This window comes from Acetobacter tropicalis (assembly GCF_001580915.1).
In the GTDB taxonomy this organism is placed as follows: domain Bacteria; phylum Pseudomonadota; class Alphaproteobacteria; order Acetobacterales; family Acetobacteraceae; genus Acetobacter; species Acetobacter tropicalis.
On the sequence record NZ_LHZQ01000220.1, the window covers coordinates 1 to 24,030 of the forward strand.

The 24,030-nt window shown below is 55.1% G+C and carries 25 protein-coding genes; 7 read left to right on the forward strand and 18 right to left on the reverse strand.

The features are described 5' to 3' along the window. The 7 genes from AD944_RS17615 to AD944_RS13530 all read right to left on the reverse strand — a co-directional run. On the reverse strand, positions 1-176 hold a 176-nt coding region (locus AD944_RS17615; RefSeq protein ID WP_346190219.1), incomplete at its 3' end, for an ATP-binding cassette domain-containing protein. Next, complete coding sequence (locus tag AD944_RS13505; protein ID WP_035381827.1) at positions 143-946, reverse strand: sulfate ABC transporter permease; 804 nt, start codon at positions 944-946, stop codon at positions 143-145. The genes AD944_RS13505 and AD944_RS17615, both read right to left, overlap by 34 nt. Continuing rightward, positions 943-1,794, reverse strand: coding sequence for a sulfate ABC transporter permease subunit CysT (gene cysT / locus AD944_RS13510; protein WP_045541927.1), 852 nt, complete (start codon positions 1,792-1,794; stop codon positions 943-945). Before cysT ends, AD944_RS13505 begins: the two co-directional genes overlap by 4 nt. Positions 1,795-1,983: 189 nt before the next feature. After that, positions 1,984-3,864 carry an adenylyl-sulfate kinase gene (gene cysC, locus AD944_RS13515; protein ID WP_045541926.1) on the reverse strand — a complete coding sequence of 627 codons (1,881 nt, stop codon included), beginning with the start codon at positions 3,862-3,864 and terminating at the stop codon, positions 1,984-1,986. Between the two features lie 26 nt (positions 3,865-3,890). Further along, positions 3,891-4,685, reverse strand: coding sequence for a sulfate adenylyltransferase subunit CysD (gene cysD / locus AD944_RS13520; protein WP_035381821.1), 795 nt, complete (start codon positions 4,683-4,685; stop codon positions 3,891-3,893). A gap of 63 nt (positions 4,686-4,748) precedes the next feature. Continuing rightward, positions 4,749-5,435, reverse strand: a complete 687-nt coding sequence (locus tag AD944_RS13525; RefSeq protein ID WP_045541925.1) for a phosphoadenylyl-sulfate reductase — start codon at positions 5,433-5,435, stop codon at positions 4,749-4,751. Between the two features lie 553 nt (positions 5,436-5,988). Continuing rightward, a complete protein-coding gene (locus AD944_RS13530; protein WP_081939119.1) occupies positions 5,989-6,273 on the reverse strand; it encodes a putative hemolysin in 285 nt (94 codons plus the stop codon). Positions 6,274-6,784: 511 nt separating this feature from the next. Between AD944_RS13530 and bioB the strand changes: the two genes are divergently transcribed. From bioB to AD944_RS13550, 4 genes are read left to right on the forward strand one after another with little or no spacing between them, the layout of a single operon-like run. Further along, the gene (gene bioB, locus AD944_RS13535) at positions 6,785-7,819 is read left to right on the forward strand and encodes a biotin synthase BioB (protein WP_035381818.1); all 1,035 of its coding nucleotides are present in this window, start codon (positions 6,785-6,787) and stop codon (positions 7,817-7,819) included. Positions 7,820-7,842: 23 nt separating this feature from the next. Beyond that, positions 7,843-8,487: a 7-carboxy-7-deazaguanine synthase gene (gene queE / locus AD944_RS13540; protein ID WP_045541924.1), complete on the forward strand. Its 645-nt coding sequence runs from the start codon at positions 7,843-7,845 to the stop codon at positions 8,485-8,487. Positions 8,488-8,490: 3 nt separating this feature from the next. Beyond that, positions 8,491-9,219 (forward strand): 7-cyano-7-deazaguanine synthase QueC, encoded by a 729-nt coding sequence (gene queC, locus AD944_RS13545; protein WP_045541923.1) that lies wholly within the window; start codon positions 8,491-8,493, stop codon positions 9,217-9,219. Then, positions 9,212-9,742 carry a 6-pyruvoyl trahydropterin synthase family protein gene (locus AD944_RS13550; RefSeq protein ID WP_045541922.1) on the forward strand — a complete coding sequence of 177 codons (531 nt, stop codon included), beginning with the start codon at positions 9,212-9,214 and terminating at the stop codon, positions 9,740-9,742. Before queC ends, AD944_RS13550 begins: the two co-directional genes overlap by 8 nt. A 212-nt stretch (positions 9,743-9,954) precedes the next feature. On the opposite strand, the gene AD944_RS13555 is transcribed toward AD944_RS13550, so the two are convergent. Beyond that, positions 9,955-11,454, reverse strand: a complete 1,500-nt coding sequence (locus AD944_RS13555) for a malate:quinone oxidoreductase (RefSeq protein ID WP_254906927.1) — start codon at positions 11,452-11,454, stop codon at positions 9,955-9,957. Between the two features lie 260 nt (positions 11,455-11,714). Between AD944_RS13555 and AD944_RS13560 the strand changes: the two genes are divergently transcribed. Next, entirely contained in the window at positions 11,715-12,146 is a 432-nt protein-coding gene (locus tag AD944_RS13560) for an OsmC family protein (RefSeq protein WP_045541920.1), read from the forward strand. Here the strand turns inward: AD944_RS13560 and aroC are convergent, their stop codons facing one another. Together aroC and fabI are read right to left on the reverse strand one after the other, a co-directional pair. Beyond that, a complete protein-coding gene (aroC, locus tag AD944_RS13565; protein WP_045541919.1) occupies positions 12,147-13,217 on the reverse strand; it encodes a chorismate synthase in 1,071 nt (356 codons plus the stop codon). A gap of 8 nt (positions 13,218-13,225) precedes the next feature. Then, positions 13,226-14,065 (reverse strand): enoyl-ACP reductase FabI, encoded by an 840-nt coding sequence (gene fabI, locus AD944_RS13570; RefSeq protein WP_006557604.1) that lies wholly within the window; start codon positions 14,063-14,065, stop codon positions 13,226-13,228. Between the two features lie 310 nt (positions 14,066-14,375). Between fabI and pdxH the strand changes: the two genes are divergently transcribed. Both pdxH and AD944_RS13580 read left to right on the forward strand, forming a co-directional pair. Beyond that, entirely contained in the window at positions 14,376-14,978 is a 603-nt protein-coding gene (gene pdxH, locus AD944_RS13575; protein ID WP_081473518.1) for a pyridoxamine 5'-phosphate oxidase, read from the forward strand. 47 nt (positions 14,979-15,025) lie between these two features. Continuing rightward, a complete protein-coding gene (locus AD944_RS13580) occupies positions 15,026-15,904 on the forward strand; it encodes a universal stress protein (protein WP_006557606.1) in 879 nt (292 codons plus the stop codon). Positions 15,905-15,989: 85 nt separating this feature from the next. On the opposite strand, the gene AD944_RS13585 is transcribed toward AD944_RS13580, so the two are convergent. From AD944_RS13585 to AD944_RS13620, 8 genes are read right to left on the reverse strand one after another with little or no spacing between them, the layout of a single operon-like run. Then, positions 15,990-16,820 carry an MBL fold metallo-hydrolase gene (locus tag AD944_RS13585; protein WP_045541918.1) on the reverse strand — a complete coding sequence of 277 codons (831 nt, stop codon included), beginning with the start codon at positions 16,818-16,820 and terminating at the stop codon, positions 15,990-15,992. A 20-nt stretch (positions 16,821-16,840) separates the two neighbouring features. Beyond that, positions 16,841-17,629, reverse strand: a complete 789-nt coding sequence (locus AD944_RS13590; protein ID WP_035382030.1) for a TatD family hydrolase — start codon at positions 17,627-17,629, stop codon at positions 16,841-16,843. 8 nt (positions 17,630-17,637) lie between these two features. Beyond that, positions 17,638-19,182, reverse strand: coding sequence for a methionine--tRNA ligase (gene metG, locus AD944_RS13595; RefSeq protein ID WP_045541917.1), 1,545 nt, complete (start codon positions 19,180-19,182; stop codon positions 17,638-17,640). Beyond that, a complete protein-coding gene (locus AD944_RS13600) occupies positions 19,179-20,126 on the reverse strand; it encodes a DNA polymerase III subunit delta' (protein WP_006557610.1) in 948 nt (315 codons plus the stop codon). Before AD944_RS13600 ends, metG begins: the two co-directional genes overlap by 4 nt. Positions 20,127-20,135: 9 nt before the next feature. After that, entirely contained in the window at positions 20,136-20,768 is a 633-nt protein-coding gene (gene tmk / locus AD944_RS13605) for a dTMP kinase (protein WP_035381801.1), read from the reverse strand. Between the two features lie 3 nt (positions 20,769-20,771). Beyond that, positions 20,772-21,992, reverse strand: coding sequence for a D-alanyl-D-alanine carboxypeptidase family protein (locus AD944_RS13610; RefSeq protein WP_052427127.1), 1,221 nt, complete (start codon positions 21,990-21,992; stop codon positions 20,772-20,774). 8 nt (positions 21,993-22,000) lie between these two features. Next, the gene (locus AD944_RS13615; RefSeq protein ID WP_045541915.1) at positions 22,001-22,882 is read right to left on the reverse strand and encodes a septal ring lytic transglycosylase RlpA family protein; all 882 of its coding nucleotides are present in this window, start codon (positions 22,880-22,882) and stop codon (positions 22,001-22,003) included. Next, the gene (locus tag AD944_RS13620) at positions 22,879-23,892 is read right to left on the reverse strand and encodes a lytic murein transglycosylase (protein WP_045541993.1); all 1,014 of its coding nucleotides are present in this window, start codon (positions 23,890-23,892) and stop codon (positions 22,879-22,881) included. The genes AD944_RS13615 and AD944_RS13620 overlap by 4 nt, the downstream gene beginning before the upstream one ends. Positions 23,893-24,030: the final 138 nt, after the last annotated feature.

A 24,030-nucleotide genomic window follows, 5' to 3' on the forward strand; every position in this document is an offset into this window, starting at 1 on the left:
GCCCGTAACAAGGTAGTCTTGCCCGCACCTGATGGTCCCACCAATGCCACGAATGAGCCGGTTGGCACGTCCAAAGAGACATCATTCAGGAGGCGCTTCCGTGTGCCCGGGGCATTCCGCACCAGATTCTGGATTACAACGCTCATGCCTGTTTCTCCCGCCAACGGGTGATCCATTCGGGCACGGAACGCAGCAGAACCGCGCTCATAGCCATGACCGCCAAGAGCGTTGCCATGGTGAAAGCCGCAACAGTCTGGTACCCATTATAAAGACTTTCAATGTGCAAAGGCATGGTTTCGGTCAGCCCCGGAATATGCCCGGAAACCACAGAAACAGCGCCAAACTCCCCCATGGCACGCGCGGTTGTCAGCAAAACACCTGAAAACAGAGCCACTCGCGCGCCGGGTAATGTGACACGCCACAGAATTTGCCAGAACCCTGCACCTGCAAGCATTGCGGCCTCTTCCGCATCGCGTCCCTGCTGCTCCATCAGCGGCACCAGAGTGCGCACCACATACGGCAGCGTTACAAACAACGTAGCCAGCATGATGCCAGGCACAGCAAACGCAACATGAATCCCTGCCTGCTCCAGAGCCTGCCCCCACCAGCCTTGAGCCCCGAACAGTAACAACCAGACCAAACCGGACACGACGGGTGAAATGCTGAGAGGAAGTTCTACCAACACAAGTAATACTGAACGCCCTGGAAAACGGTATTTCGTCAACAACCACGCTGCCAGAACCCCAAACAGCGTATTGAGAGCAACAGACACGACACTCACTTCTAGCGTCAGCCAGATCGCCGCAATGCCATCCGGATCTTTCAGCGTTTCGAGGGCAGGGCCAATCCCGTTTTTCAGGGCCTCGGTCACCACCACAGCAGGCGGCATGAGCAAAACAATGGCGATAACAGCCCACGAGACTACCCAGAGCAGGTAGGTTTTCATGCGGCATCTCCCCACGCCGAGAACTTCCGCCGCACCAGACCGACAAGAGCAAGAGCGGCCAGAGATGTCAGCAACAATACAAGGGCAATGGCAGTTGCGCCGGGATAGTCAAACTCCTGCAACCTTACCACTACCAGCAGGGGGGCTATTTCACTGCGAAAGGGCTGGTTTCCTGCAATAAAAATAACAGAACCGTATTCTCCCACTCCACGCGCAAACGCCAACCCAAACCCTGTAATCAAGGCGGGGACCAATGGTGCCAGCACCACCCTGATAACAACCTGCCAAGGTCTCGCTCCCAACAGCACGGCGGCTTCTTCAAGATCACGAGGAAGGTTTTTCAGCACGGGCTCCACTGTACGGACGACAAAAGGAAGCCCAACAAACATGAGAGCCAGAACTATACCGGGGCGACTATACGCCACCACGATGCCCAACTTGGCCAAGGGAGCCCCCAACCAGCCTTGAGGCCCGTAAAGCGTAGCCAATGTTATGCCAGATACAGCGGTAGGGAGCGCTAAAGGCAGATCGATCAATGCATCCGCAAATCTGCGGCCCGGCAGCTCTCCTCGCACCAACGCCCAAGCCAGAATCAGCCCCAGCGGAATATTGAAGAGCGCCGCCATAGCTGCACAGGAAAAACTGGTCCAGAGAGCGGCAAACATGCGCGTATCATGCAGCGCGCCGACCACCGCCCCCATGCCATCCTGCCATGGCCTTATGGCAAGCGCACATAACGGCAGGATAATAAAAAAGCCGGTCCACACAAGCGTTGCCGCAAGTGACAGCCGGTAGCCGGGCAGAGCGGACTCACCGCCTCGCAGGAAGGTTAAAAACGTCTGCTTCATTACAGCATAGACATTTCAAGAAAGAGACTTTTGGTGATGCCAGCATCCTCACAATACCGCACATGACCTGCGCCAGACGGTAACGGCATGTGAGGCCAAACATCAGCCATGTCACTTTCCTCACTGCACGCCACACCCGGTTTCTTAACAAATCAGAAACCGGGCCTTAAACGAACATTCTCTTACAAATCAGGAACGAACCTGCGTCACGCTAGATAATGTCGTGGCGTCTTTCACAAACGCAGCAAGCGTTTTGACAACACTTTCTGCTGTGCCCGAGGACGTTTTCAGGTGAAGAGCAGGGGATTGAGGCGCTTCATACGGCGCATCAATCCCGGTGAACCCAGTGATCTTTCCAGACCGTGCGGCTGCATACAGCCCTTTGGGGTCCCGCTGTTCACAGGTGGTCAGATCCGCATCCACAAAAATTTCCGCGAATCCGTCCCCAATAACCTGGCGCGCCAGAGCACGGTCAGACTGCAACGGAGAAATCAGGGCAACCAGCACAATCTCGCCAGCATCCCGCAGAATACGAGCCACTTCTGCCGCACGCCTTACATTTTCTGTCCGATCCGCTTCAGAGAAGCCAAGATCCTTGCACAAGCCTGAACGTAAAGTATCGCCGTCCAGCACCGTTACATCCAGGCCGGAAGCAAACAATGCAGCTTCTGCGCCACGAGCGAGAGTACTTTTTCCTGCACCAGAGAGCCCAGTCAGCCAGAACACGCCCCCACGATGCCCCTTGGCGCGCTCCCGATCCTGAAGGGTAACGGTGCTGGCGCTGGGGTGAATCACTTTTTCACCGGCAGCAATGGTTGCTGCCTCAATAAGCGGGGCACCACCTACAATACGCTGCTGACGGTCCACCAGCACACCACGACCGTCCGCCGTACCGGGCACAAACGGGTCAAACTGCACATTTTCTGCGGCCGAAAGAGTGATTTCAGCAAAACCTTCAGCAGGCACTTCTTCACCAGGCTGTTCGGTCAGGTCTTCCAGATTCAGGACGGAATCAATGGAGGTGACCGTTACTGCATGTTCTGCCGTAGCCAGACGGAGCTTGAAGCTTTCCCCAACCCGCAAGGGTTCCTGACGCAGCCAGAACAGACGTGTGCGAATACGGGAAGCCTCAACAGGAGGGGCTTCCGGCAAATGGAGAAGGTCTCCACGGTCAGGAATAACATCTGGCTCAAGTGTAACTGCAATAGATTGCCCGGCCACAGCAGAAACCTGTGGAGCCGTGTGCCAGCTTTCAATGGAGGCGATGCGAGCAGGGGTTTTCTGTGTGCCGATAATAACCGTGTCACCAACGCGGACACGCCCACGTTCGATACGCCCGGCCACGTACCGCTTATCATTAAAGCGGTAAACATCCTGCACAGGCAGGCGCAGAGGCAGGTTGGCGCGTGAAGCAGGTGAGGGCACCTGCGCCAGAGCTTCCGTCAGCGTCGGGCCTTTATACCACGGCATACGATCGGAACGGGCGGCAATATTGTCTCCGTCACGGGCAGATGCCGGCACGAAGAGGGCTGCTTCAAGGTCGAGCTTGCCGAGAAGTTCAGAGACAGACTGTTCAACCGCTTCAATCTTCTTCTGGTCAAAATCAAGCAGATCCACCTTGTTCAGCAGCACGATGACATGCCGGATTCCAATAAGATGCAGCAACATGGCGTGGCGACGGGTTTGCTCACGCGCACCTTCAGCAGCATCGACCACCAGCACGGCAGCTTCAGCGTCCGCAGCGCCTGTAATCATATTGCGCAGAAACTGGCGATGTCCCGGCGCATCCACAATCACAAATTCCCGTCCGCCGAGCAGGAAAGGAATACGCGTGGAATCAACAGTTACACCCTGATCACGCTCAATCTGCAGAGAGTCGAGCAGGAAGCTCCACTCGATCTTCAGGCCGCGCTTTTTGGATGACTCAATAATCTGGGCAACCTTACCTTCCTGAAGATTGTCCGTATCGTGAAGCAACCGCCCAATAAGGGTGGACTTTCCGTGGTCAACATGCCCGACAATAACGATAGGCGTTGCGGCGTCCTGAGACGAAATAAGACTTTGGCTCATGATGAAATTCCAGTCCGCACTAAAGATCAGAGATAACCGGCAACACGCAGCCGTTCAAACGCATCTTCGGACTCATGGTCCATGGCGCGGCCTGCGCGCTCAGATGTGCGGGTGGTTTCAAGCTCGGCAATCACTTCTGCAACCGTCGCCGCGTTACTCTCTACTGGGTTGGTGATGTCCTGATCACCCAGAGAACGATAACGCTTGCCGTCCTTGGCAAAATACAGATCAACCAGCGGAATGCCTTCACGCTCAATATAACGCCAGATATCGATCTCACGCCATGAAAGCAGCGGATGCACACGGATATGCATCCCTTCTTCATGCGGTGTCGCATACTGGTCCCAGAACTCAGGAGGCTGGTTCCGGATATCCCATTTGTGGCTGGCACCACGTGGGCTGAACACACGTTCTTTGGCGCGCGTACCCTGTTCATCACGCCGGATACCAGCAATAACACCCTGCAGCTGATGCTTTTCAATCATGGCGGCAAGTCCAGCCGTTTTACGAGCGGCGGAACGCGCAGCAGGCGGAAGTGAAGGGTCCATTTCCTCTACGGGTGGGCATGTTCCAAGCAGCAGCTCCAGATCCCACTTCTTGGCGTATTCATCACGGAACGCATACATTTCCGGAAACTTTTTGCCCGTATCCACATGCATAACCGGAAACGGCACACGGCCAAGAAAGGCTTTTTTGGCAAGCCAGACCATAACATTGGAATCCTTGCCCAGCGACCACAACATGGCCAGAGGGCGAAGCTTGCGATAGGCTTCCCGAAGAATAAAGACGCTTTGCGCCTCAAGCTGATCAAGATGGTCCATGTTACGATCAAAACCCGTTTCTAGAAAAATAGATGTGAACCCGTAGAGGCCAGAAAATATCCATCACCCAGCCGTATGGATACCACACTCTGTTTTGGAATGACCTGCCCAACGCCCGGCACGGGCATCTTCACCATCACCAACAGGGTGGGTACAGGGCCCACAACCAATGGAAAGATACCCTTCAGCCACCAGAGGATGTGGGGGCAGGCCTCGCCGCGCCATTTCCTCGGTAATGTCTTTGCCTGTCCATGCAGCCAGTGGATTGAGCCGAACCTGACCATCAGCTTTTTCTTCCACCACCGGGAGTGCCGCCCGGGTTACTGCCTGACCACGCTTGCGGCCCGTCACCAAAACTGCAAAGGGCAGGGAGGCTGCATCAAGCGGCTCAACCTTACGCAATTGGCAGCACGCATCAGGATCAAACGCCCACAACTCTCCTGAAGGATCGCGTTCTTTGAGAGCCGCAGGCGAAGGCTTTACATCCTGCACATTAGTGAGCCCCAGGAAACGGGCCAGTTCTGCCCGATACGCCAATGTTTCTGGAAAATGTTTACCTGTTTCTAGAAACAACACCGGCATATCCGGAGCGGCTTCCGCCACAAACGCCAAAAGCAAGGCAGACTCAGCCCCAAAGGAAGAGAGAACCGCAATTCTATCTTTCAGAAGCAGAGACGCTAACCGCAAAAGTTTTACAGGATCATCTTCTTCTGCACGCAGAGCGGAGAGAACCTGTGGTTCAACAGACATAAAAGCACTTTCCAGAAAAAGCCAATGATTGCCGTGTTTGGCCTCAATTACACACGAAAACAGGCATCTTCAAGGACAATTCACCCCACTGGAACGCGAAATTTGCATTCAAGCTATTCACAACCCTCAAGGCATCTTTCGTCAAGCGCCATGAACCACGCTGAATTTCCGTGATACATACCGCATCCTTGGGATGTATCCCCCAATCACAACCAGCAATAATTTTGCGGCCTTGAGGCGACTTATGTCCAGTTCTGACATCCCACTACACAACCCGTTCAAGTCTGGCGTTGATGGAAGAGACATGGACAGCGCGCCAGACGGTTTCAAGCCACAAGAAGGATGTTAAGCTTACAGAAGGAAGAAACCTGCGCCACATCATTTAGTTGGCATAATATATCTTATGCGATTTTTATGCCGCCGCTATTATGGGCTTGGAACTGCAATATCGGATTGCTCAGGATGATTTCGACCGCACACTTTCTCTCACCATGTCAGTGTGCGGTCACCTCTGCTTTTCTAACGCGACAATCTGAAAGAATCTGACCCCGAGTTACTGTGCTGGTGGTTTAGGATTGTCACGACGGAACAAAGCCCACTCCTCCATTACTGTTCCGTCCGGCAGATGGCAAAAGTTCACTTGCCCTTTCTTGTCGTCATGCTGGGCAGTCAGAGTGCCGCCTTTCTTGGTACAATAGAGTGTTGCCGGGTTCGGCATCCGCAATGGACGCACCCGTTGCGTGGAGCGGTCCTCGTGATGTGTCTGACAACCAGCCAGAGCGCCCAGCGTGCATGCCATCAGAGTTACCCGAGCGGCGTGTTGAAAAATCTGCTTCATGACCTAATTATCCTGTCTAATTCCTGCAGAATGGCTCGGCCAAAAGCAGGTTTCTTCCCCCGCTCCTATTCCGACCTGTATGGCTTGTTGTAGGCATAAGTTTCGGAAATTGTCATGCCTGTTCTCAACGCCATGCATAGACACCCTCCTTCACAACCCACACAGCAAAAACCTGAATGCAGCGGGAGAACTATTTGTGTGGGAACAAACCAAAGCGTTAGACTAAGTTCCCCCCAATAATCGGCTAAAACACCAATTAGATGTGCTCATTAGCGCTATATCTAAGCACCTGAAACGGGAACTTGGAGCCCCAACCATCAGCACAGAGACAGAGATAAAAACTTATCTTAAATCTGGCGCAAAAAATCCTCAGCTTACCGTGACTGATTTTTAGAGGCGCCACCGCGCTCAACGGAAATACCTTTTACAGCCCTCATCTGCCGTGCTGGCATTCATGCTGCAAAGCAGATATGCTACGATCTCCAAATCATAAAAAAATCTGGTTTCTCACATGCCTGATGGTTCTTCCCCTGTTTCCCGTCCCTCCTCCGCCACGGCTGCGCCTGACGCAACCGGCGTTGATATCCGTCATGACTGGACGGTAGCTGACATTCAGGCCCTGCTAGATCTCCCTTTTCCGGAACTGATGTTTCGTGCTCAGACTATTCACCGCGCTTTTTTTGACCCAACCGATATCCAGATCTCTACTCTGCTTTCCATTAAAACAGGCGGTTGCCCTGAAGATTGCGCTTATTGTCCCCAAAGCGCCCGGCATGAAAAAAGTGTAAAAGCGGACCGTCTGATGGCCGTGGAAAATGTGCTGGTAGAAGCCCGCAAGGCACGGGATGCCGGAGCCAGCCGCTTTTGTATGGGGGCGGCCTGGCGCTCACCCAAGGAGCATGATCTGGAAACCGTGTGCGCCATGGTGGAAGGTGTAAAAGAACTTGGGTTGGAAACGTGCGTGACACTAGGCATGCTGGATTCTGGACAAGCCGGAAAACTCAAGGATGCCGGCCTCGATTACTATAACCATAACCTTGATACCTCACCGGAATTCTACGGGGAAATTATCAGCACCCGCACTTACCAAGACCGGCTGGACACGCTTTCTCATGTGCGGGACGCTGGCATCAATGTCTGTTGTGGCGGCATTGTTGGCATGGGTGAAAACGAAACAGACCGTGCTGGCCTGATTGCAGCCCTCGCTACTCTCCCCACGCACCCTGAAAGCGTACCCATCAATTTGCTGGTACGCGTAAAAGGTACACCCCTAGGGGAAGCTGAAGAAATTGATCCGCTGGATTTTGTGCGGATGATTGCTGCTGCGCGTATTAGCATGCCAAAAAGCAGGGTGCGCCTTGCCGCAGGTCGTGAAAATATGAGCGATGAAACCCAGACGTTGTGCTTTCTGGCCGGGGCGAATTCCATTTTTTATGGAGAACGCCTGCTGACCACTCCTAACCCCCAGGCGCAGCGCGACCGTCTTCTGCTTGATCGTCTGGGTATGCACACTACGGGTATTGGTCTGGACTCTGCTCAGGCCTGAGCAGAATCTGAAACCGGAAAATAATGACGTATTCTGTAAAGGAAATGTTCCTCACCCTGCAGGGTGAAGGAGGACAGGCTGGTCGCGCCGCCGTATTTTGTCGTTTTACTGGCTGCAATTTATGGACCGGACGAGAAGAAGACCGCTCCAAAGCAATATGCCAATTCTGTGACACAGACTTTATTGGCACAGATGGCGAAGGTGGCGGAAAGTTCGAGCATGCAGATGCATTAGCGGATGCCATTTCAAGCCTGTGGCCTGATAAGCCTGCCTCCGCTGCCATACCTGGGCTTGTTGTCTTTACAGGAGGAGAGCCCCTCCTCCAGCTTGATTCTGCTTTGATTAATGCCATGCATCAGCGAGGCTTTAACATTGCAGTCGAAAGCAACGGCACTGTGGAGGCGCCGGCAGGGATCGACTGGCTGTGCATCAGTCCGAAAGCTGGAGCCCAGCTTGAGCAGAAGCGAGGAACAGAACTCAAGCTTGTTTTCCCGCAACCGGGCCTTGATCCAGCCCTGTTGGAAAGCCTTGATTTCAAATATTTCTGGCTACAACCCATGGATGGCCCTGACCAAAACGCCAATATACAGGCTGCCATCCGCTATTGTATGGCTCACCCCAAATGGGGCCTTTCTCTCCAGACACACAAATTGACCGGTATTCCCTGATCCATGCCCTTCCCTGCCAACGCTCAAAAAGAATCAGCACTCGTTCTGTTTTCTGGAGGACAGGATTCCGCCACCTGCCTGGCGTGGGCGCTCGCCCACTTTGGTCGCGTGGAAACCATGGGGTTCGATTATGGTCAGCGCCACGCGGTGGAACTGGACTGTCGGGAAGCCCTGCGTGAAGGAATGCGCCATCAAAACCCTCTCTGGGCGGAACGGCTGGGCATGGACCATACATTAGCTCTCGGTGCTCTTGGCGATATCTCGGAAACAGCCCTCACACGGGATGCTGAAATTGCCATGGCGGAAGGCGGCCTTCCCAACACGTTTGTGCCGGGGCGGAACATCATCTTTCTCACCTTTGCTGCTGCCCTCGCGGCGCGGCGCGGCATAAGGCATATTGTTACCGGTGTTTGTGAAACCGATTATTCCGGTTATCCAGACTGCCGTGATGACACCATAAAAGCCGTTCAGGTGGCCCTCAATCTGGGCATGGACGCGCGCTGTGTGTTGCACACCCCACTGATGTGGATCAATAAAGCCGAAACATGGAATCTGGCAGAAGAACTGGGCGGCCATGATCTGGTGACACTGATCAACCGTGAAAGCCATACCTGTTATCTGGGTGAACGGACTGCTCTGCATTCATGGGGCCACGGTTGCGGAAAATGCCCTGCCTGTGATCTCCGCCGTGCGGGATGGGAAGACTATGAAGCGGAGAAGGCTCATGCCTGATCTGGTTTTTACCCGCCGCTTTTCCATGGGCCACCGGCTTATTCATGGTGCCAGCGAGTCCTGTGCTCTGCCTCATGGGCATAATGAATTTGTCACTGTAAAATTGTCTCCCACCCAGCAGGTCCGGCTGGATGGTAAAGGCAATATGCCCGTTTCATTCCAAAAAGCCAAAAGCACCTGGCACCGTTTTGTGGACGAAAAGCTGGATCATGCCCTGCAACTGGCGGAAGATGATCCTCTTCTGGCTTGGTTTCAGACCCATGAACCGGAACGCGCACGCCGGATTGTCGTCACCCCCGGCGACCCCACCACGGAACTGATGGTTTGCCTCATGATGGCAAAGATCTCGGCCTTCCTGCGTGCGGAGGGAGATATGCTGCGTTGCACCGAGCTTTCCTTGCAGGAAACCCCGACCAACACGGTTACCTTTAGCGGCAACCCGGATGAGCTCATTCCCACTGGGCGGGCTGGGGCTGAGTGTTGGTGGCACCGGGCTGATATGAGTATTTCGGACGTGTCCTGAAAGATGACTTCAATACTCTGCCATTGGTATCATTTGTACTGCGTGCTGACCGTACCAGCGGAAAAACAGCGAAAATCACCAGCGCATGCACAGGCGTGAGCATGGTATTCAGCACCATGCTCCCATAGACTTCACGCTCAAGCTTTTCCCATTCCCCTAAACGCCAAAAATTGTCTGGGCCCCGAAAAGCAACCCAGACAATTTTGGCTTTTCTATTCCTTCAGTTTCAGAACGTCCGTCGTTTTGTCACGCAGTTGCGTGCAAAGTGCGGGATTATCGGCCAGTGTCTGTCCGAAAGAAGGAATGATCTCTTTGAGCTTGGAATCCCACTCAGGAAGCTTCTCTGCGAAACATTTTTTCAGCACCGTCAACATGATTGGGGCAGCAGTGGAGGCTCCGGGAGATGCCCCCAGCAATGCAGCCACAGAACCATCCTGACTGGCGATGACTTCTGTACCAAACTGAAGCACGCCGCCTTTCTTGGCATCTTTCTTGATGATCTGCACACGCTGGCCTGCAGTCACCAATTCCCAGTCTTCCGAGCGAGCCTCCGGCACAAAGTCCCTCAAGGCGCTTATCCGCTCGCTGTTTGACTGCAAAACTTGTTGGATCAGATATTTGGTCAGCGGCCAATTGTCCTTTGCCACCGCCAGTATGGCACCTATATTGTTGGATTTTATGGATTTGGGAAGGTCAAGCAGAGAGCCGTTTTTCAAAAAACGGGTAGAGAACCCTGCATACGGCCCGAACAAAAGCGCCCGCTGACCATTAATCATCCGGGTATCCAGATGCGGGACAGACATGGGAGGAGCCCCCACGGAGGCCTTGCCGTAAACCTTTGCATGATGCTGGGCGATGATATCCGGGTTCTTACAGCGCAGGAACTGGCCGCTGACCGGGAAACCACCCACGCCACGGGATTCAGGAATACCCGTTTTCTGGAGTAGAGGGAGCGCCCCACCACCACCCCCGATAAACACAAATTTTGCACTGACCGTACGCTGGGTATTCAGGCGTAAATCCTGCACCTGAACATGCCAGCGTCCATCATTCCCACGCTTGATATCCTGCACTTCATGTCTGGTATGCAACGTACAGGCCGGGGTGCTGGACAGATACCCAAACAGCAGCCGTGTCAAAGCCCCAAAATTCACATCCGTGCCGTTCAGGCTCCGGGTTACAGCCATTTTCTGGCCAGCAGGCCGATTTTTCATGGTCAATGGCATCCACTGTGCCATCTGCACAGGGTCTTCCGAATATTCCATGCCTGCAAACAGGGGATGAGCGCTCAGGGCTTCATACCGCTTCTTCAGAAAGCTGACATTCGCATCGCCCCATACAAAGCTCATATGCGGCACAGGCGTAATGAAATCACGTGGGGTAGCAATAATCCCCTGCTCTACCAGATACGCCCAGAACTGACGGGAAATCTGAAAGGATTCGTTAACGGCAACAGCCTTGCTGATATCCACGCTGCCGTCAGCCTGCTGCGGGGTGTAATTGAGTTCGCACAGCGCGGAATGGCCGGTGCCCGCATTGTTCCAGGCATCCGAGCTTTCTTCCGCCACGTTATCCAGGCGTTCAAAAATACTAATGCTCCAGTCTGGCTGAAGCTGTCTAAGAAAAGCCCCGAGCGTGGCGCTCATTACGCCTCCACCAATCAGGACGACATCAACGGAAGAAGAGGTATCGGTCGTGGTGGAACTCATCATGGTCTCCGAATTGGTCAGCCCTGTCCTGTTTTGTCCGCACAAAAAGAACAGTGCCGGAAAGCATTTCCGAATGCAGCGCTTCCTGCCATGACGCAAGAGCAGAGGCAGACGGAGCCGCACCTATGGGAGAGTCATATGCCACACCTTCGCTGCAAACATCTTCTCATCTCTGCGAGAGCGGAGCAGCATTGCACTGAACCCCCGCGTATTGCGCACGTTCACACCGCGACCCGTCAACGCGTATTGCAAAGGAAGATGATATGGCGATCAAGAAATTCGGCACTGCCCATTGGGAAGGTCCCATCAAGGAAGGCAAAGGCACAGTTTCTACAGAAAGTCAGGCTTTGAACCAGCAGCCTTATGGCTTTAATACACGCTTTGAAGGCAAACCCGGCACCAATCCGGAAGAATTACTGGGCGCGGCCCACGCTGCCTGCTTCTCCATGGCGCTTTCCCTTATTCTGGGTGACGCGGGGCTTACGGCAAAATCCATCGACACAAAGGCCGAGGTCAGCCTGAACAAAGCGGCTGACGGTTTTGAAATTGACGCCGTTGCCCTGACACTCAAGGCTGACGTTCCCGGCGCGTCCAAGGGACAGTTTGAAGAACTGGCTAACAAAGCCAAGACAGGCTGCCCTGTCTCCAAACTGTTCAAGGCAACAATTACGCTGGATGCGACACTGGTCGCCTGATCAGCCGATCTGGCCTCGGTGCCGCAAAAGATGGTCTGCCAACACGCAGGCCATCATCGCTTCTCCCACCGGCACAGCACGAATACCCACACAGGGATCATGCCGCCCTTTGGTGATGACGTCTTTTTCCTGTCCATCACGCGTGATGGAAGGAACAGGGGTCAGCATGGAACTGGTGGGCTTGACTGCAAACCGCGCCACTATCGGCTGCCCGCTGGAAATGCCTCCCAGAATGCCGCCTGCATGATTAGCCCCAAACGCCACTTTCCCGTTTTCCATGAAAAGCGGATCGGCATTTTCCACGCCGGTCAGGGCAGCGGCGGCAAAGCCGTCACCAATTTCCACTCCCTTAACGGCGTTAATACTCATCAGTGCCGCAGCAAGGTCTGAATCCAGTTTCCCGTAAACAGGAGCTCCCAGACCTGCTGGCACGTTTTCAGCGACGACTTCAATCACCGCCCCAATGGAAAGACCAGCTTTACGGATACCGGAAAGATATTCTTCCCATTCCGGAACAACCGCAGCATCGGGGCAGAAAAAGGGGTTACGCTCCACTTCCTCCCAGTCCCACCGGCTCTGGTCAATTTTGTGCGGGCCAAGTTGAACCAGCGCGCCACGCACACGAATATCGTCCCCCAAAAGACGCCGGGCGATTGCTCCGGCGGCCACACGGCAGGCTGTTTCACGCGCGGAGGACCGCCCCCCTCCGCGGTAGTCGCGAATACCGTATTTCAGATCATAGGTCAGATCTGCATGGCCGGGGCGGTAGGTCTGGGCAATATCACCATAATCCCGTGACCGCTGGTCCGTATTTTCAATCAGCAGGGAAATAGGTGTACCTGTGGTCTGCCCTTCAAACACGCCAGACAGAATACGCACCGCGTCCGGCTCACGCCGCTGGGTGGTAAAGGCGGATTGCCCCGGCCGCCGACGGTCCAGAAAAGGCTGGATATCAGCTTCTGTCAGCGCCAGACGCGGCGGGCAGCCATCCACGACACAGCCAATGGCCGGTCCATGGCTTTCCCCCCATGTGGTAACACGAAACATCTGGCCAAAGGTGTTGTAGGACACGGTTTTACTTAGTCCCCAGCAACAGAAATATCAGGTGCGGTCGGATTTTTCATGCCCACCATGTGGTAGCCGCTATCCACATGATGAACTTCACCCGTCACGCCGGAAGAAAGGTCTGAAAGCATGTAGAGCCCGGCCCCCCCCACTTCTTCAAGAGCCACATTGCGTTCCAGCGGTGCGTTATACTGGTTCCATTTGAGGATATAACGGAAATCACCAATGCCACTGGCAGCAAGAGTCTTGATCGGGCCAGCAGAAATGGCGTTTACCCGAATGGCATCCTTACCCAGATCAGCCGCCATATAACGCACGGAGGCCTCAAGAGCCGCCTTTGCGACGCCCATCACGTTGTAATGCGGCATCACGCGCTCGGCCCCCAGATAGCTCAGGGTAAGCAGAGAGCCGCCATTTTTCATCAGACGCGCTGCACGCTGTGCAACGGCCGTGAAGGAATAGCAGGAGATATCCAGCGCCGTCAGAAACGCATCCCGCGGGGTGTCCACATACCGGCCACGCAGATATTTTTTATCAGCCCAGCCAATGGCGTGCACCACAAAATCCAGCTCACCCCATTCCTGTTCAAGCTTTGTGAACACGGCATCAATAGCTGCATCATCAGTCACATCGCATGGCAGCACCAGGGATGCGCCAATGCTTTCGGCCAGAGGTGTCACGCGCTTGCCCAGAGCTTCACCCTGATAGGTAAAGGCCATTTCCCCGCCCTGAGCCGCCACTGCGCTGGCAATTCCCCATGCGATGGAACGATCATTGGCCACCCCCATGACCAACCCTTTTTTACCCTGCATCAGCGTACCCTTTGCGGGCAATGTGGTGTCATGAGACGACATGCTGCAAACCTCGACCTATCTGTTTACGAATGTGCAAGAACTTTAAGTCGGGTGGTCGCATACCCGCACGGACTAAACAAGACCTTGCGTTCGTCCTTGGGCTGAAAACCTGCCCGTCTGCCACATACCTGCTGATTACACCGGGAAAATGAAAACTGTCAGGCACTCTACTCAACCGCATTTCCCTGGTTTCTCAAGAAAAGCAGACCACTGGCAGTAATCGCCTCTCCTCACCCTCCGCCATTAGCAGTATGAAAACAGAGACGGGCTCGCACCCTTTGACCATCCGATGCGAGACAAAGAGGACAGCATGACTGAACAGACACTTATTGATCTGAACGCAGACCCATTTGAGCTCTTTTCCGCATGGATGAAAGAAGCCGAAAAAACCGAGCCCTCTGACCCCAACGCCATGGTGCTGGCCACCAGCACGCCCGATGGCCATCCCTCCGCACGTATCGTTCTCCTGAAGGGCATGGATCGGCGTGGTTTTGTTTTTTACACCAACCAGCACAGCCGCAAGGGCGAGGAACTGGCCGCAGACCCTAATGTTGCCTTGTTGTTCCATTGGAAGAGTCTGCGGCGACAGATCCGGATTGAAGGAACGGTCACACCGGTAACACCCGAGGAAGCCGATGCTTATTTTGCGAGTCGGAGCAGGATATCACGGCTGGGGGCCATTGCCTCTGACCAGTCCCGCCCCTTGGCTGACCGTTCCATTTTTGAAGCACGCCTGAAAGCGGCTGAAGAACAGTATGGAGAGGGCGATATTCCGCGTCCGGCCAACTGGTCCGGGTACCGAGTGGCTCCTGCTGCGTTTGAGTTCTGGCAGGAGCGGCCTTACCGGCTGCATGATCGGGCCAGATGGACACCCGATGGAAATGAATGGAATGTAACCCGGCTGTATCCTTAACAGCCATTTTATGACAGCGTTGAATGAGAGATGGGGACATAAAAAGAATGAAAGACGTTAGAAAAATACTGCTTCCCTTGCCCAGCATCTCAAATGGTGAAGCGGCTCTGATACGCGGTTATAATTTTGCCCGCCGGTTTGGGGCGCACCTTGCCGTGCTGCATGTCCGTCCAGATGGACGAGACATTGCGCCTATGGCAGGCGAAGGACTTTCGGGTGCCATGGTGGAAGACCTGATGCGCTCCGCAGAGCATGAAAGCGCCCGCCACGCGCACGAAGTGCACCAGCTTTTTGAGCAGTTTGCCGCCACCCATCCGGATATTCAGGTTGTGCCCCCACGCTCTCCCTTCCCATGGGATGAGCCAAGCATGAGCTTCAATATTCTCTCCGGCGCGGAAAGCGAGATCGTACCTGCTCACGCACGGCTTTCTGACTTTACGCTGGTCCCTCACCCGGATTCAGGAGAAGAAGTTTCTTCCTCCGAAACCCTGCATGCCGTCCTGTTTGACAGCGGGCGTCCCGTTGTCATCGCACCGCGCACTCCACCGCAGGGCCTTATCAAACGGGTCTGTATCGGCTGGAATGGTACAGCGGAATCCTCCTCGGCACTGCGCGGAGCATTGGCCTGGGCTCTGACCGCGGACGCTGTACGTGTGCTGCATTGTGAGGATTATCAGCGCCGCGGTCCCAAAGCGCGGGATGTGCTGGATTACCTGTCTTTCCATGGCATCAAGGCAGATGCGGTTGCCTTCAACCCGGTAGATCGGGATGTTGGCAAAGGGCTTCTGGCGGCCTGTAAGGATTTCGATGCGGACATGCTGGCCATGGGCGCGTATTCCCATTCCCGCCTGCGCCAGCTTATTCTGGGCGGCGTAACCCGTCATGTTCTGGAACATGCGGACCTCACCGTTCTGATGAGCCGCTAACCCGGCAAGCATAATACTGCGTCTCGTTCCCTCCCTTTTACGGGATGGGCGAGAGGCAGGAAAAAGAGAGAAAAGCGGTCATAGTTCAGGAGCAGGAAACAGACGCTCGCGCAGAAATGGGAGCAGGCTCATCCACGCTCAGGGTCATACCATCCCATGCTGGCTCCATGGTGTCTGGCAGATTATTTTTCATCCAACGCCAGTCCATATCCGTTCCCATATGGGTCAGAATGGTTCGCCGCGGTTGAAGGATATCCTGCCATTCCACAACCCGTTCCAGCCATGCATGAGCGCTGTGGGGTTTTTGCTGAAAGCAATCGACAATCCACGTCTCAACCCCGGTCAAGGCATCCAGGGATTCAGGGCCTAGCTCAACCACATCCGTGCTGTAGGCAAAATTTCCACACCGCAATCCGCTGGAATGGATACGGCCATGAACCTGCTGAAATACGGTAAAAAGATAGCCTGCCATTTCAAACTGTCCCTGCTCTGGCACAGGACAGGCCTCAACAACCGCACGAAAAAATTCAGGTGATGTCCATGGTTTGAAGACGTAATCAAACCGCGTCTGGATTTCATCAAGCACTGAAGCCGCGCCATAAGCCTTAATTGGCTGCCGGATAATACGATTGATCCCACGTACTTCGTCCAGCCCCGCGATATGGTCTGCGTGAGCGTGGGTATAAAAAATGGAACGAAACGCCTTGATTCCGTTTGTCAGAAGCTGAGCCCGGATATCCGGGCTGGTGTCCACCAGAATATTTTCGCCATTCCCCATCTCCAGGAAAATAGAGGCACGGGAGCGACGGTTTTTCGGCTCCGCTGGGTCACAGCGCCCCCAGATGCCGTGCCCATCTTCTCCTCCCAGCATCGGCACACCAGCCGAGCCGCCACACCCCAGAATGGTGACCTTCATTTCTCCCGGCCTCTCCCCACTCATGCCGCCTTCCGGAACAGCCGATAAAAATTTTCAGTGGTCATGCGCGTGAAGTCGGCCATCTCCTGACCCCGAACCTCTGCAATACAGGCTGCGGTATAGGCCACATACGCGGGCTCATTCCTTTTACCCCGCCGCGGCACAGGAGCCAGATAAGGAGAATCTGTTTCCACCAGAATCCTGTCAGCCGGCAGGGTACGGGCTACCTCACGGAACTCACCGCATTTCGGAAACGTCGAAATACCGGAGAAACTGACATACCCTCCCAGATCGACAACACACTGGGCCAGTGCGGCGCTGGAAGCAAAACAATGCAGCAGAATAGGGAATGCCCCAACCTCTGTTTCTTCCCGGAGGATCTGCGCAATATCCTCATCCGCCTGTCGCGCGTGGATGATGATCGGCACGTTCAACTCGCGGGCCGCCCCGATATGCTGCCGAAAGCTCTCCTGCTGAAGGGGGCGCACGCTTTCTTCCCCATGGAAATAATCCAGACCACTCTCGCCGATCCCAATTACTTCCGGGGCATCTGCACATGCCGCAATCGCCTGCACGGAGGGCACGGGCTCTTCCTCAACATGGTCTGGATGCGTGCCCACACTGCACCACACGCGCACGTCAGGCGTGCTGAACTGTGTCAGTGCTTTTTGCTGGTCAGCACGTGCCAGACGCGTACCGATGGTGACCATACCACTCACGTTCGCTTCTTTGGCTGCTGCCAGAAGCACGGGAATTTCTTCCGCCGTGAAGTGATCCAGATGGCAATGAGAATCGATCAGTCCTGCCATGGTAGAACTCATGAAGGCTCTGCCGTGGGTTCTACATAACGCGGGAAGATACCCTGTGGCGCTGGCAGCTTGCGCCCAGCCGGAAGCAGGTTTTCCAGTGCAGCGAATGTCCGCTCACCATCTTCAACCCCAAGCTGGGTCAACATGCGATCCATGCTCTGCGGCATGAACGGCTGAAGCACTGTAGCAATACCGCGCAATGCATCCAGCAGAACCCGCAGAACGTCTTTCATCCTTTCGACATCGGTCTTACGCAGCGCCCACGGAGCCTGATGATCAATGTAGGCATTGCCTGCCCGGATTACTTTCCAGACGTCTTCCAGTGCATCCGTCAATGCACAGCGTTCCAGTTGGGCGGCCATCAACTCCGGCAGAACACTCACCTGCCCCAGGAGATGGGTATCAGCTTCCGTCAGCGCCCGACGCTCTGGAATGATACCGTCGCAGTTTCGGGCAACCAAAGAGAGTGTGCGCTGACAGAGATTGCCAAGATCGTTCGCAAGTTCCACGTTGTTGCGCGTGATCAGGGACTTGCGGGAAAGATCACTGTCTCCGCCAAACGGTACTTCCCTCAGCAGGAAGAACCTGACGGCATCCACACCAAATTCTTTTGCCAGATCACGCGGGTCGACCACATTGCCCAAAGATTTGCTCATCTTCTGGCCTTCAATGGTCCACCAGCCATTGGCAAAAATCTTCTTTGGCACCTCAATACCGGCAGCCATCAGGAAGGCTGGCCAGTAAATGGCATGGAAACGAGCAATATCCTTGCCCACCAGATGCAGATTTGCAGGCCAGAACGCAGCACGGGGCGCGTCAGGATTAGGGTAGTCCAGCGCACTCAGGTAATTGGCCAGAGCATCAAACCAGACATACATCACATGGGCTTCATCCCCCGGCACGGGAATGCCCCATTTAAAGCTGGTGCGGCTGATGGAAAGATCGCGCAGCCCCTGCTTCACGAAGCTGACAATCTCGCGCTTGGTGCTGTTGGGGCCTAGAAAGTCAGGATGACTTTCATACAGTTCCAGCAATTTGTCCTGAAATGCTGACAGCTTGAAAAAATAGGAGGGCTCCTTCACCCAATCGACAGGTGCGCCGGTAGGAGCAACTTTCTTGCCCTCCGGCCCGTCAAGCAGTTCATCTTCACCGTAGAAACACTCATCCCGAAGAGCGTACCATCCCTCATACGCCCCCAGATAGATGGCACCACTTTCCGCCACTTTCTGCCAAAGAGCCTGCGCACCGGTAATATGACGCGGTTCCGTCGTGCGAATGAAGTCATCATAGGAGATGGCCATGGCATCCGCCATGTTCCGGAAATCCGCAGAAACGCGGTCCACAAAAACTTTGGGGTCAATACCTGCTGCCTGTGCAGCCTGTTCCACCTTCTGGCCGTGCTCGTCCGTTCCGGTCAGAAAAAAGACCTCGTCCCCCGCCAGCCGGTGAAAACGCGCCATGACGTCCGCAGCAACGGAGGTATAGGCGTGCCCGATGTGGGGAGCGCCATTCACGTAATAGATTGGGGTCGTGACATAAAAACGGCCGGTCATGCTTTACTCGCAATGGTCATGGCTTGGAGAAGAGATTCCTGTTTATCCAGATTGAAGCGTTCCGTCTCGCCCTGAAGACGCATAATGGCCTCCCAAGCCTGAGCAAGAGCATTGGACTGATTAAGCCCCTGCCGTGCGGACTGACGCGCCCTATTCTGAAGAAAATCAGATAACAGACTGAAAAATAAATTAAAACCGTCGTCTTTGCGCAAAACAGCTTCCGCAATCTGATAGGATCGGCTGACAGAAACACCCGCCACAGCTTCCTGCGCCAGATCAGCCATCTTACCGCCTTGATCCGCCAGAAGGGCAAGCGCTCTTCCGGGTGCTCCCTGCGCGCTTTCAAGCATACGCGTCATGTCAGCCGGAGAAACGTCCGGCACCTGCCGAACAATCACACTTTGCAGGCTATGCGTATCAAGGGGAGCCAGATCAAGCTTACGGCACCGGCTGCGAATGGTGGGTAACAACCGGCCCGGAGCAGAACTAGTCAATAAAAGCACAGCCTGCGGAGGCGGTTCCTCCAAAATCTTCAAAAGGGCATTGGCGGCACTTCTGTTGAGCCACTCCGCACCATCCACAATCACAACGCGCCAACCTCCCTCCGCCGCTGTGCGGCGCAGGAACGCGTTAATAGGCCGGACCTCATCCGCAACAATTTCACCACGAAACCGCTGCCGTTTCTCATCAAAACTTCGGCTAACGACCAGCAGATCCGCATGTGTTGCTGCGGAGATGCGCCGCCCTGCCGGACTATCTGCATCTTCTCCGCCCAATATAAGGCGCGCCACGCGAAATGCGAACGTCGCTTTGCCTATGCCCGGTGGCCCGGTAATAAGCCACGCATGAGGCATTCGTCCGGAAGCAAGAGCCGTGCGAAAGGCCTGCAAAGCGGCCTCATGCCCTTGCAGATACAGCGATGCAAGGCGCGGGTCCTCCTGCATGATAGTCCTTTACTGAAGACGTGCGCGAATATCTTTGACAATCATGGCATTGACCGCCTCTGGTGAGAGGCCATCCGTACTGATACGGCGGACGCGGCCGGTATCCTGCCGGGCGATCTCCTGAAAACCCGCCAGAACCCGGGCGTGAAACCCTTCATCTGACAGTTCATAACGATCAACTGGAGCCCCCCGCGCTGCCAGCCGTAGCCGAGCGACATCCCGCGGAGCTTCCAGCAGAAACGTCATATCCGGATCACGCCCCAACTGCTCCTGCAGACGAGAAATCAGACGCAAGACATCCGGGTTTCCCTCTGCGCGACCATAACCCTGATAAGCCAGCGTGGAATCCGTAAAACGATCACACACCACCACTTTCCCGGCTTCCAGCGCAGGCGTGATCACCTGATCAACATGATCATATCGTGCCGCAAAATGCGTTAGTATCTCTGCCCGGAGAGAGAGCGGATGTTTACCAAACAGAAGAACCTGCCGTAATTCTTCGGCTCCCGGAGAACCACCAGGTTCCCGCGTGGTCACAACATCCACACCAGCGGAGAGAAGTGCTGCCTGCAGCAGTTTAAGCTGCGTGGACTTCCCTACGCCTTCTCCACCCTCCAGCGTAATAAACAGACCTTTACTCATGTCTTAAAGATGCAATCTGCGGGCCGCACGCCCCAGAACACCCAGCGCTGGCACATCCTGCCCGACCACAACGGGTACCAGCGCCTGTCGACCACCCGGCAACAATACCGTCAGTTGCCCAGCAGGCTGCCCCTGCTTGAGGGGAGCAGCCAACGGTCCCTGATAATCCAAAGACACATGCGTTGAGTTGCGCCAGCCATGGGGCAACAGCATGGTGAAGTCCTGGGCCACAACCAAGGGGACTGTCTGAACCTGCCCCATCCATACGGGAGCCTGTTCTACCACATCCCCTTTGCTGAGAATTTTTGCGGATTCAAAGTTGGCGAACGCCCACCCCATCAACCGCTCGCTCTCACGGGCACGAACATTGGACGTTGGCATGCCATTCAGAGCCAGAATGACGCGACGCCCTTCCCGTTCAGACGATGCACATAGACCAAAACCACCTGCATCCGTGTGGCCAGTCTTCAGGCCGTCTGCCAGTCCCTTGACCACCAGAGCATTCCGGTTTTCCTGCCGGATCTTGTTGAAGAAAAACTCTTTTTCCGAGAAATAATGATAATATTCTGGAAAATCATGGATGAGGCGCAAGGCAAGATACGCAACATCGCGTGCGGACATATAGTGGCCATCAGCAGGCCAGCCCGTTGCGTTCAAGAAATGTGAGTTAGTGAGCCCCAACTTCCCTGCCATCTCATTCATCAGGGCGACGAATTGCTCTTCCGACCCGGAGATACCTTCAGCCAACACCACGCAGGCATCATTACCAGACTGGATCACCATACCCTGGATAAGGTCTTCAACAGAAACGCTCTGCCCCAATGGCACGAACATCCGTGATCCCTGCATGCGCCACGCTTTTTCGCTCACAGGCAGGGTCTGGTCCAGCTTCAGGCGGCCAGATTTCAGCATGGTGAAGGTAACGTACGCCGTCATCATCTTGGTGAGAGATGAAGGCGGCATCCGTTCATCCGCTGCCTTTTCAAGCAACGTTGCGCCGCTGTTGTAATCCAGAATGCAGGCCCAGCGCGCTACGGTATCCACCGGCCCTACCGGCGTAATGGCGGGCGTTTCCGGTACGGGAGCAGGCTGCGTGGCCGCTGCTGCGGCAGGTACATGCGCATGGGCCGCGCCACCCCTTACCTTACGGGCAAACGCATTGAATGAATAACCAGTGGAGGCAAGGGCCGCACCCCCTGCGAGAAGAAACCGGCGAGTATGCACGTTCTTTCCTATTCGACGACAATATGAGATCCGGTTAAACCATCAGCAAGGGCATGCCTCAGGGCCACATCCGCCTCGCTTATAGTCGCAAACGGTCCGTGACGGACAGCCCACATTTTTCCCTGCTGGGTAAATGAAGGGACAACAGACGCTCCCTGACGGGCCGCCTCTCGGGCGGCAGCGTAACGGGATGTAAAATCGGCCGTCTCGACCCAGAACTGACCAGCAACAGGCATCCCCTGCCGCCATGTCGCGGGGAGATCAGACAGAACGATGGGACCACCTGCCACTGTAGCTTCCTGCGGCGCAGACTGCTGAACAGCCGGAACGGCGCGCCCGACTCTGGCCCCTGCCTTCGCTTCTTTCAACTGGGTCTGGGTTACCGTTTCCAGTGGAGCCGCATTGATCTGCAACATGGGGCCACCGGGCAGGATTTCAGCAAGATGACGGCTGGCTGCTTCATCTTCCACAATTCTTACACGCGCTGGCGCGGTTCCCATTCCCAGCAGATCCGCTGCCTTACGTGACAAGCCAAGCAGGCGACCAATTTCCTTCGGGCCCCGATCATTCAACCGGACCGTTACTTCCCGCCCATTATCCAGGTTCATCACCGTAACCACCGCAGGTAACTGCAAGGTGGGATGGCTTCCTGTCATGGTCGCGTCATCACGCACTTCACCATCCGTAGTTAGCGCTGATGCGGTCTTTTCCTGTTTCTGACGAACAGCCAAGCCTGTTGCCTGATAGGAAAAATCCTCTCTGGGATAGAACCAAGCATTTTCCACCTGCCAGCCCGACCCCACCACATAATGTACGGAAGGCTGAACCTTGGGCACCGGCCTGGAACAGGCCACAACCCCTACACAGCACAGCAGAACGGCTTTTTTCACACTATGGCACTACCTAGAAGACCGACTCCCAGAGCATAGAAGTCTGAAGGATTGTAACGGCGGATCACGTTGAAATTGTGGTAAACCATATAGGCTTCCCCACCTGCACCATCCGGGCGGATAACCGCCCCTTCCAGACCCGGCCGAGAAAAGCCTCCGCCTAACAGAGGCCTTACGCCCAAGCCCGCCCAGTAGGAAACGGGATGCACGGCAGCACGACCAATCTGGGACTGATCCAGCGTATCAGGCACTTGCACCTGTTCGCCCCAAGGTTCTCCTGCCTGCCAATGACATTTGGCAAGATAGTTTGCGATAGAGGCAAAAACGTCTGCTTCATTATTCCAGATATCGCGCCGCCCCCCTGCCGGGAAACTGGCTGCGTAACGTTCATAAGCGCTGGGCATGAACTGTGGTTGTCCCATAGCACCCGCATAGCTTCCCAACATGCCGGAGGGCGTGATGTCACCGTTGTTCAGAATGTGAAGTGCCTTGAAGAGTTCGGCACGGAAAAAGCTGGATCGTCTGCCATCAAAAGCCAGAGTCGCAAGGGAATCGACCACATGGTAGGTTCCCATTCTGGTGCCGTAAGCAGATTCCAGCCCCCAGATTCCCGCAATGGCACCACGGTCCACGCCATAGGCCTGACTGATCTGGCTAAGCAGGGCCGTGCGTTGCGCAACAGCATTTTGACCATCTGAAATTTTCTTGTCCGTGATCACCCGGTCTTTATACTGAGCCCACGTAAGGGTGAATTCCGGCTGATGCCGGTCAGCTTTCAAAACCTTGGCATTTGGTTGCGTTGTCAAAGCCAGGGCTTCATCCAGCATTGAAGCGGAAAGCCCTTGCTGGATGGCTTCCCGTCGAACACCTGCCAGAAAGGCAGCATAGCTCCCCGTTGCAGCCGGGCTGCTCGCCTTCTTGACATGCTTTGCCGAAGCAGCGCTGCGGGCGAATGCAGGTAAGAGCAGCGAGGACATAGTCCCACAAACGAGGGTTCTTCTTCTCAGCATCATTCACCAGTCACGCTATGATCTATCGTTAACTGGAGCGGATATAAGCGTATTTATCCGCCTGCGCGCCATCTCTTTTTTCTGCAGGCTCTATCGCTTTTCCGTCTCGGCAACCTTGCCCTCCTCCCCGTTGCCTGT

Coding starts and splice junctions, on each gene's coding strand:
- AD944_RS13505 (WP_035381827.1), bottom strand. CDS start 946: ATGAAAACCTACCTGCTCTGGGTAGTCTCGTGGGCTGTTATCGCCATT.
- cysT (WP_045541927.1), bottom strand. CDS start 1,794: ATGAAGCAGACGTTTTTAACCTTCCTGCGAGGCGGTGAGTCCGCTCTG.
- cysC (WP_045541926.1), bottom strand. CDS start 3,864: ATGAGCCAAAGTCTTATTTCGTCTCAGGACGCCGCAACGCCTATCGTT.
- cysD (WP_035381821.1), bottom strand. CDS start 4,685: ATGGACCATCTTGATCAGCTTGAGGCGCAAAGCGTCTTTATTCTTCGG.
- AD944_RS13525 (WP_045541925.1), bottom strand. CDS start 5,435: ATGTCTGTTGAACCACAGGTTCTCTCCGCTCTGCGTGCAGAAGAAGAT.
- AD944_RS13530 (WP_081939119.1), bottom strand. CDS start 6,273: ATGAAGCAGATTTTTCAACACGCCGCTCGGGTAACTCTGATGGCATGC.
- bioB (WP_035381818.1), top strand. CDS start 6,785: ATGCCTGATGGTTCTTCCCCTGTTTCCCGTCCCTCCTCCGCCACGGCT.
- queE (WP_045541924.1), top strand. CDS start 7,843: ATGACGTATTCTGTAAAGGAAATGTTCCTCACCCTGCAGGGTGAAGGA.
- queC (WP_045541923.1), top strand. CDS start 8,491: ATGCCCTTCCCTGCCAACGCTCAAAAAGAATCAGCACTCGTTCTGTTT.
- AD944_RS13550 (WP_045541922.1), top strand. CDS start 9,212: ATGCCTGATCTGGTTTTTACCCGCCGCTTTTCCATGGGCCACCGGCTT.
- AD944_RS13555 (WP_254906927.1), bottom strand. CDS start 11,454: ATGATGAGTTCCACCACGACCGATACCTCTTCTTCCGTTGATGTCGTC.
- AD944_RS13560 (WP_045541920.1), top strand. CDS start 11,715: ATGGCGATCAAGAAATTCGGCACTGCCCATTGGGAAGGTCCCATCAAG.
- fabI (WP_006557604.1), bottom strand. CDS start 14,065: ATGTCGTCTCATGACACCACATTGCCCGCAAAGGGTACGCTGATGCAG.
- pdxH (WP_081473518.1), top strand. CDS start 14,376: ATGACTGAACAGACACTTATTGATCTGAACGCAGACCCATTTGAGCTC.
- AD944_RS13580 (WP_006557606.1), top strand. CDS start 15,026: ATGAAAGACGTTAGAAAAATACTGCTTCCCTTGCCCAGCATCTCAAAT.
- AD944_RS13585 (WP_045541918.1), bottom strand. CDS start 16,820: ATGAAGGTCACCATTCTGGGGTGTGGCGGCTCGGCTGGTGTGCCGATG.
- AD944_RS13590 (WP_035382030.1), bottom strand. CDS start 17,629: ATGGCAGGACTGATCGATTCTCATTGCCATCTGGATCACTTCACGGCG.
- metG (WP_045541917.1), bottom strand. CDS start 19,182: ATGACCGGCCGTTTTTATGTCACGACCCCAATCTATTACGTGAATGGC.
- AD944_RS13600 (WP_006557610.1), bottom strand. CDS start 20,126: ATGCAGGAGGACCCGCGCCTTGCATCGCTGTATCTGCAAGGGCATGAG.
- tmk (WP_035381801.1), bottom strand. CDS start 20,768: ATGAGTAAAGGTCTGTTTATTACGCTGGAGGGTGGAGAAGGCGTAGGG.
- AD944_RS13620 (WP_045541993.1), bottom strand. CDS start 23,892: ATGCTGAGAAGAAGAACCCTCGTTTGTGGGACTATGTCCTCGCTGCTC.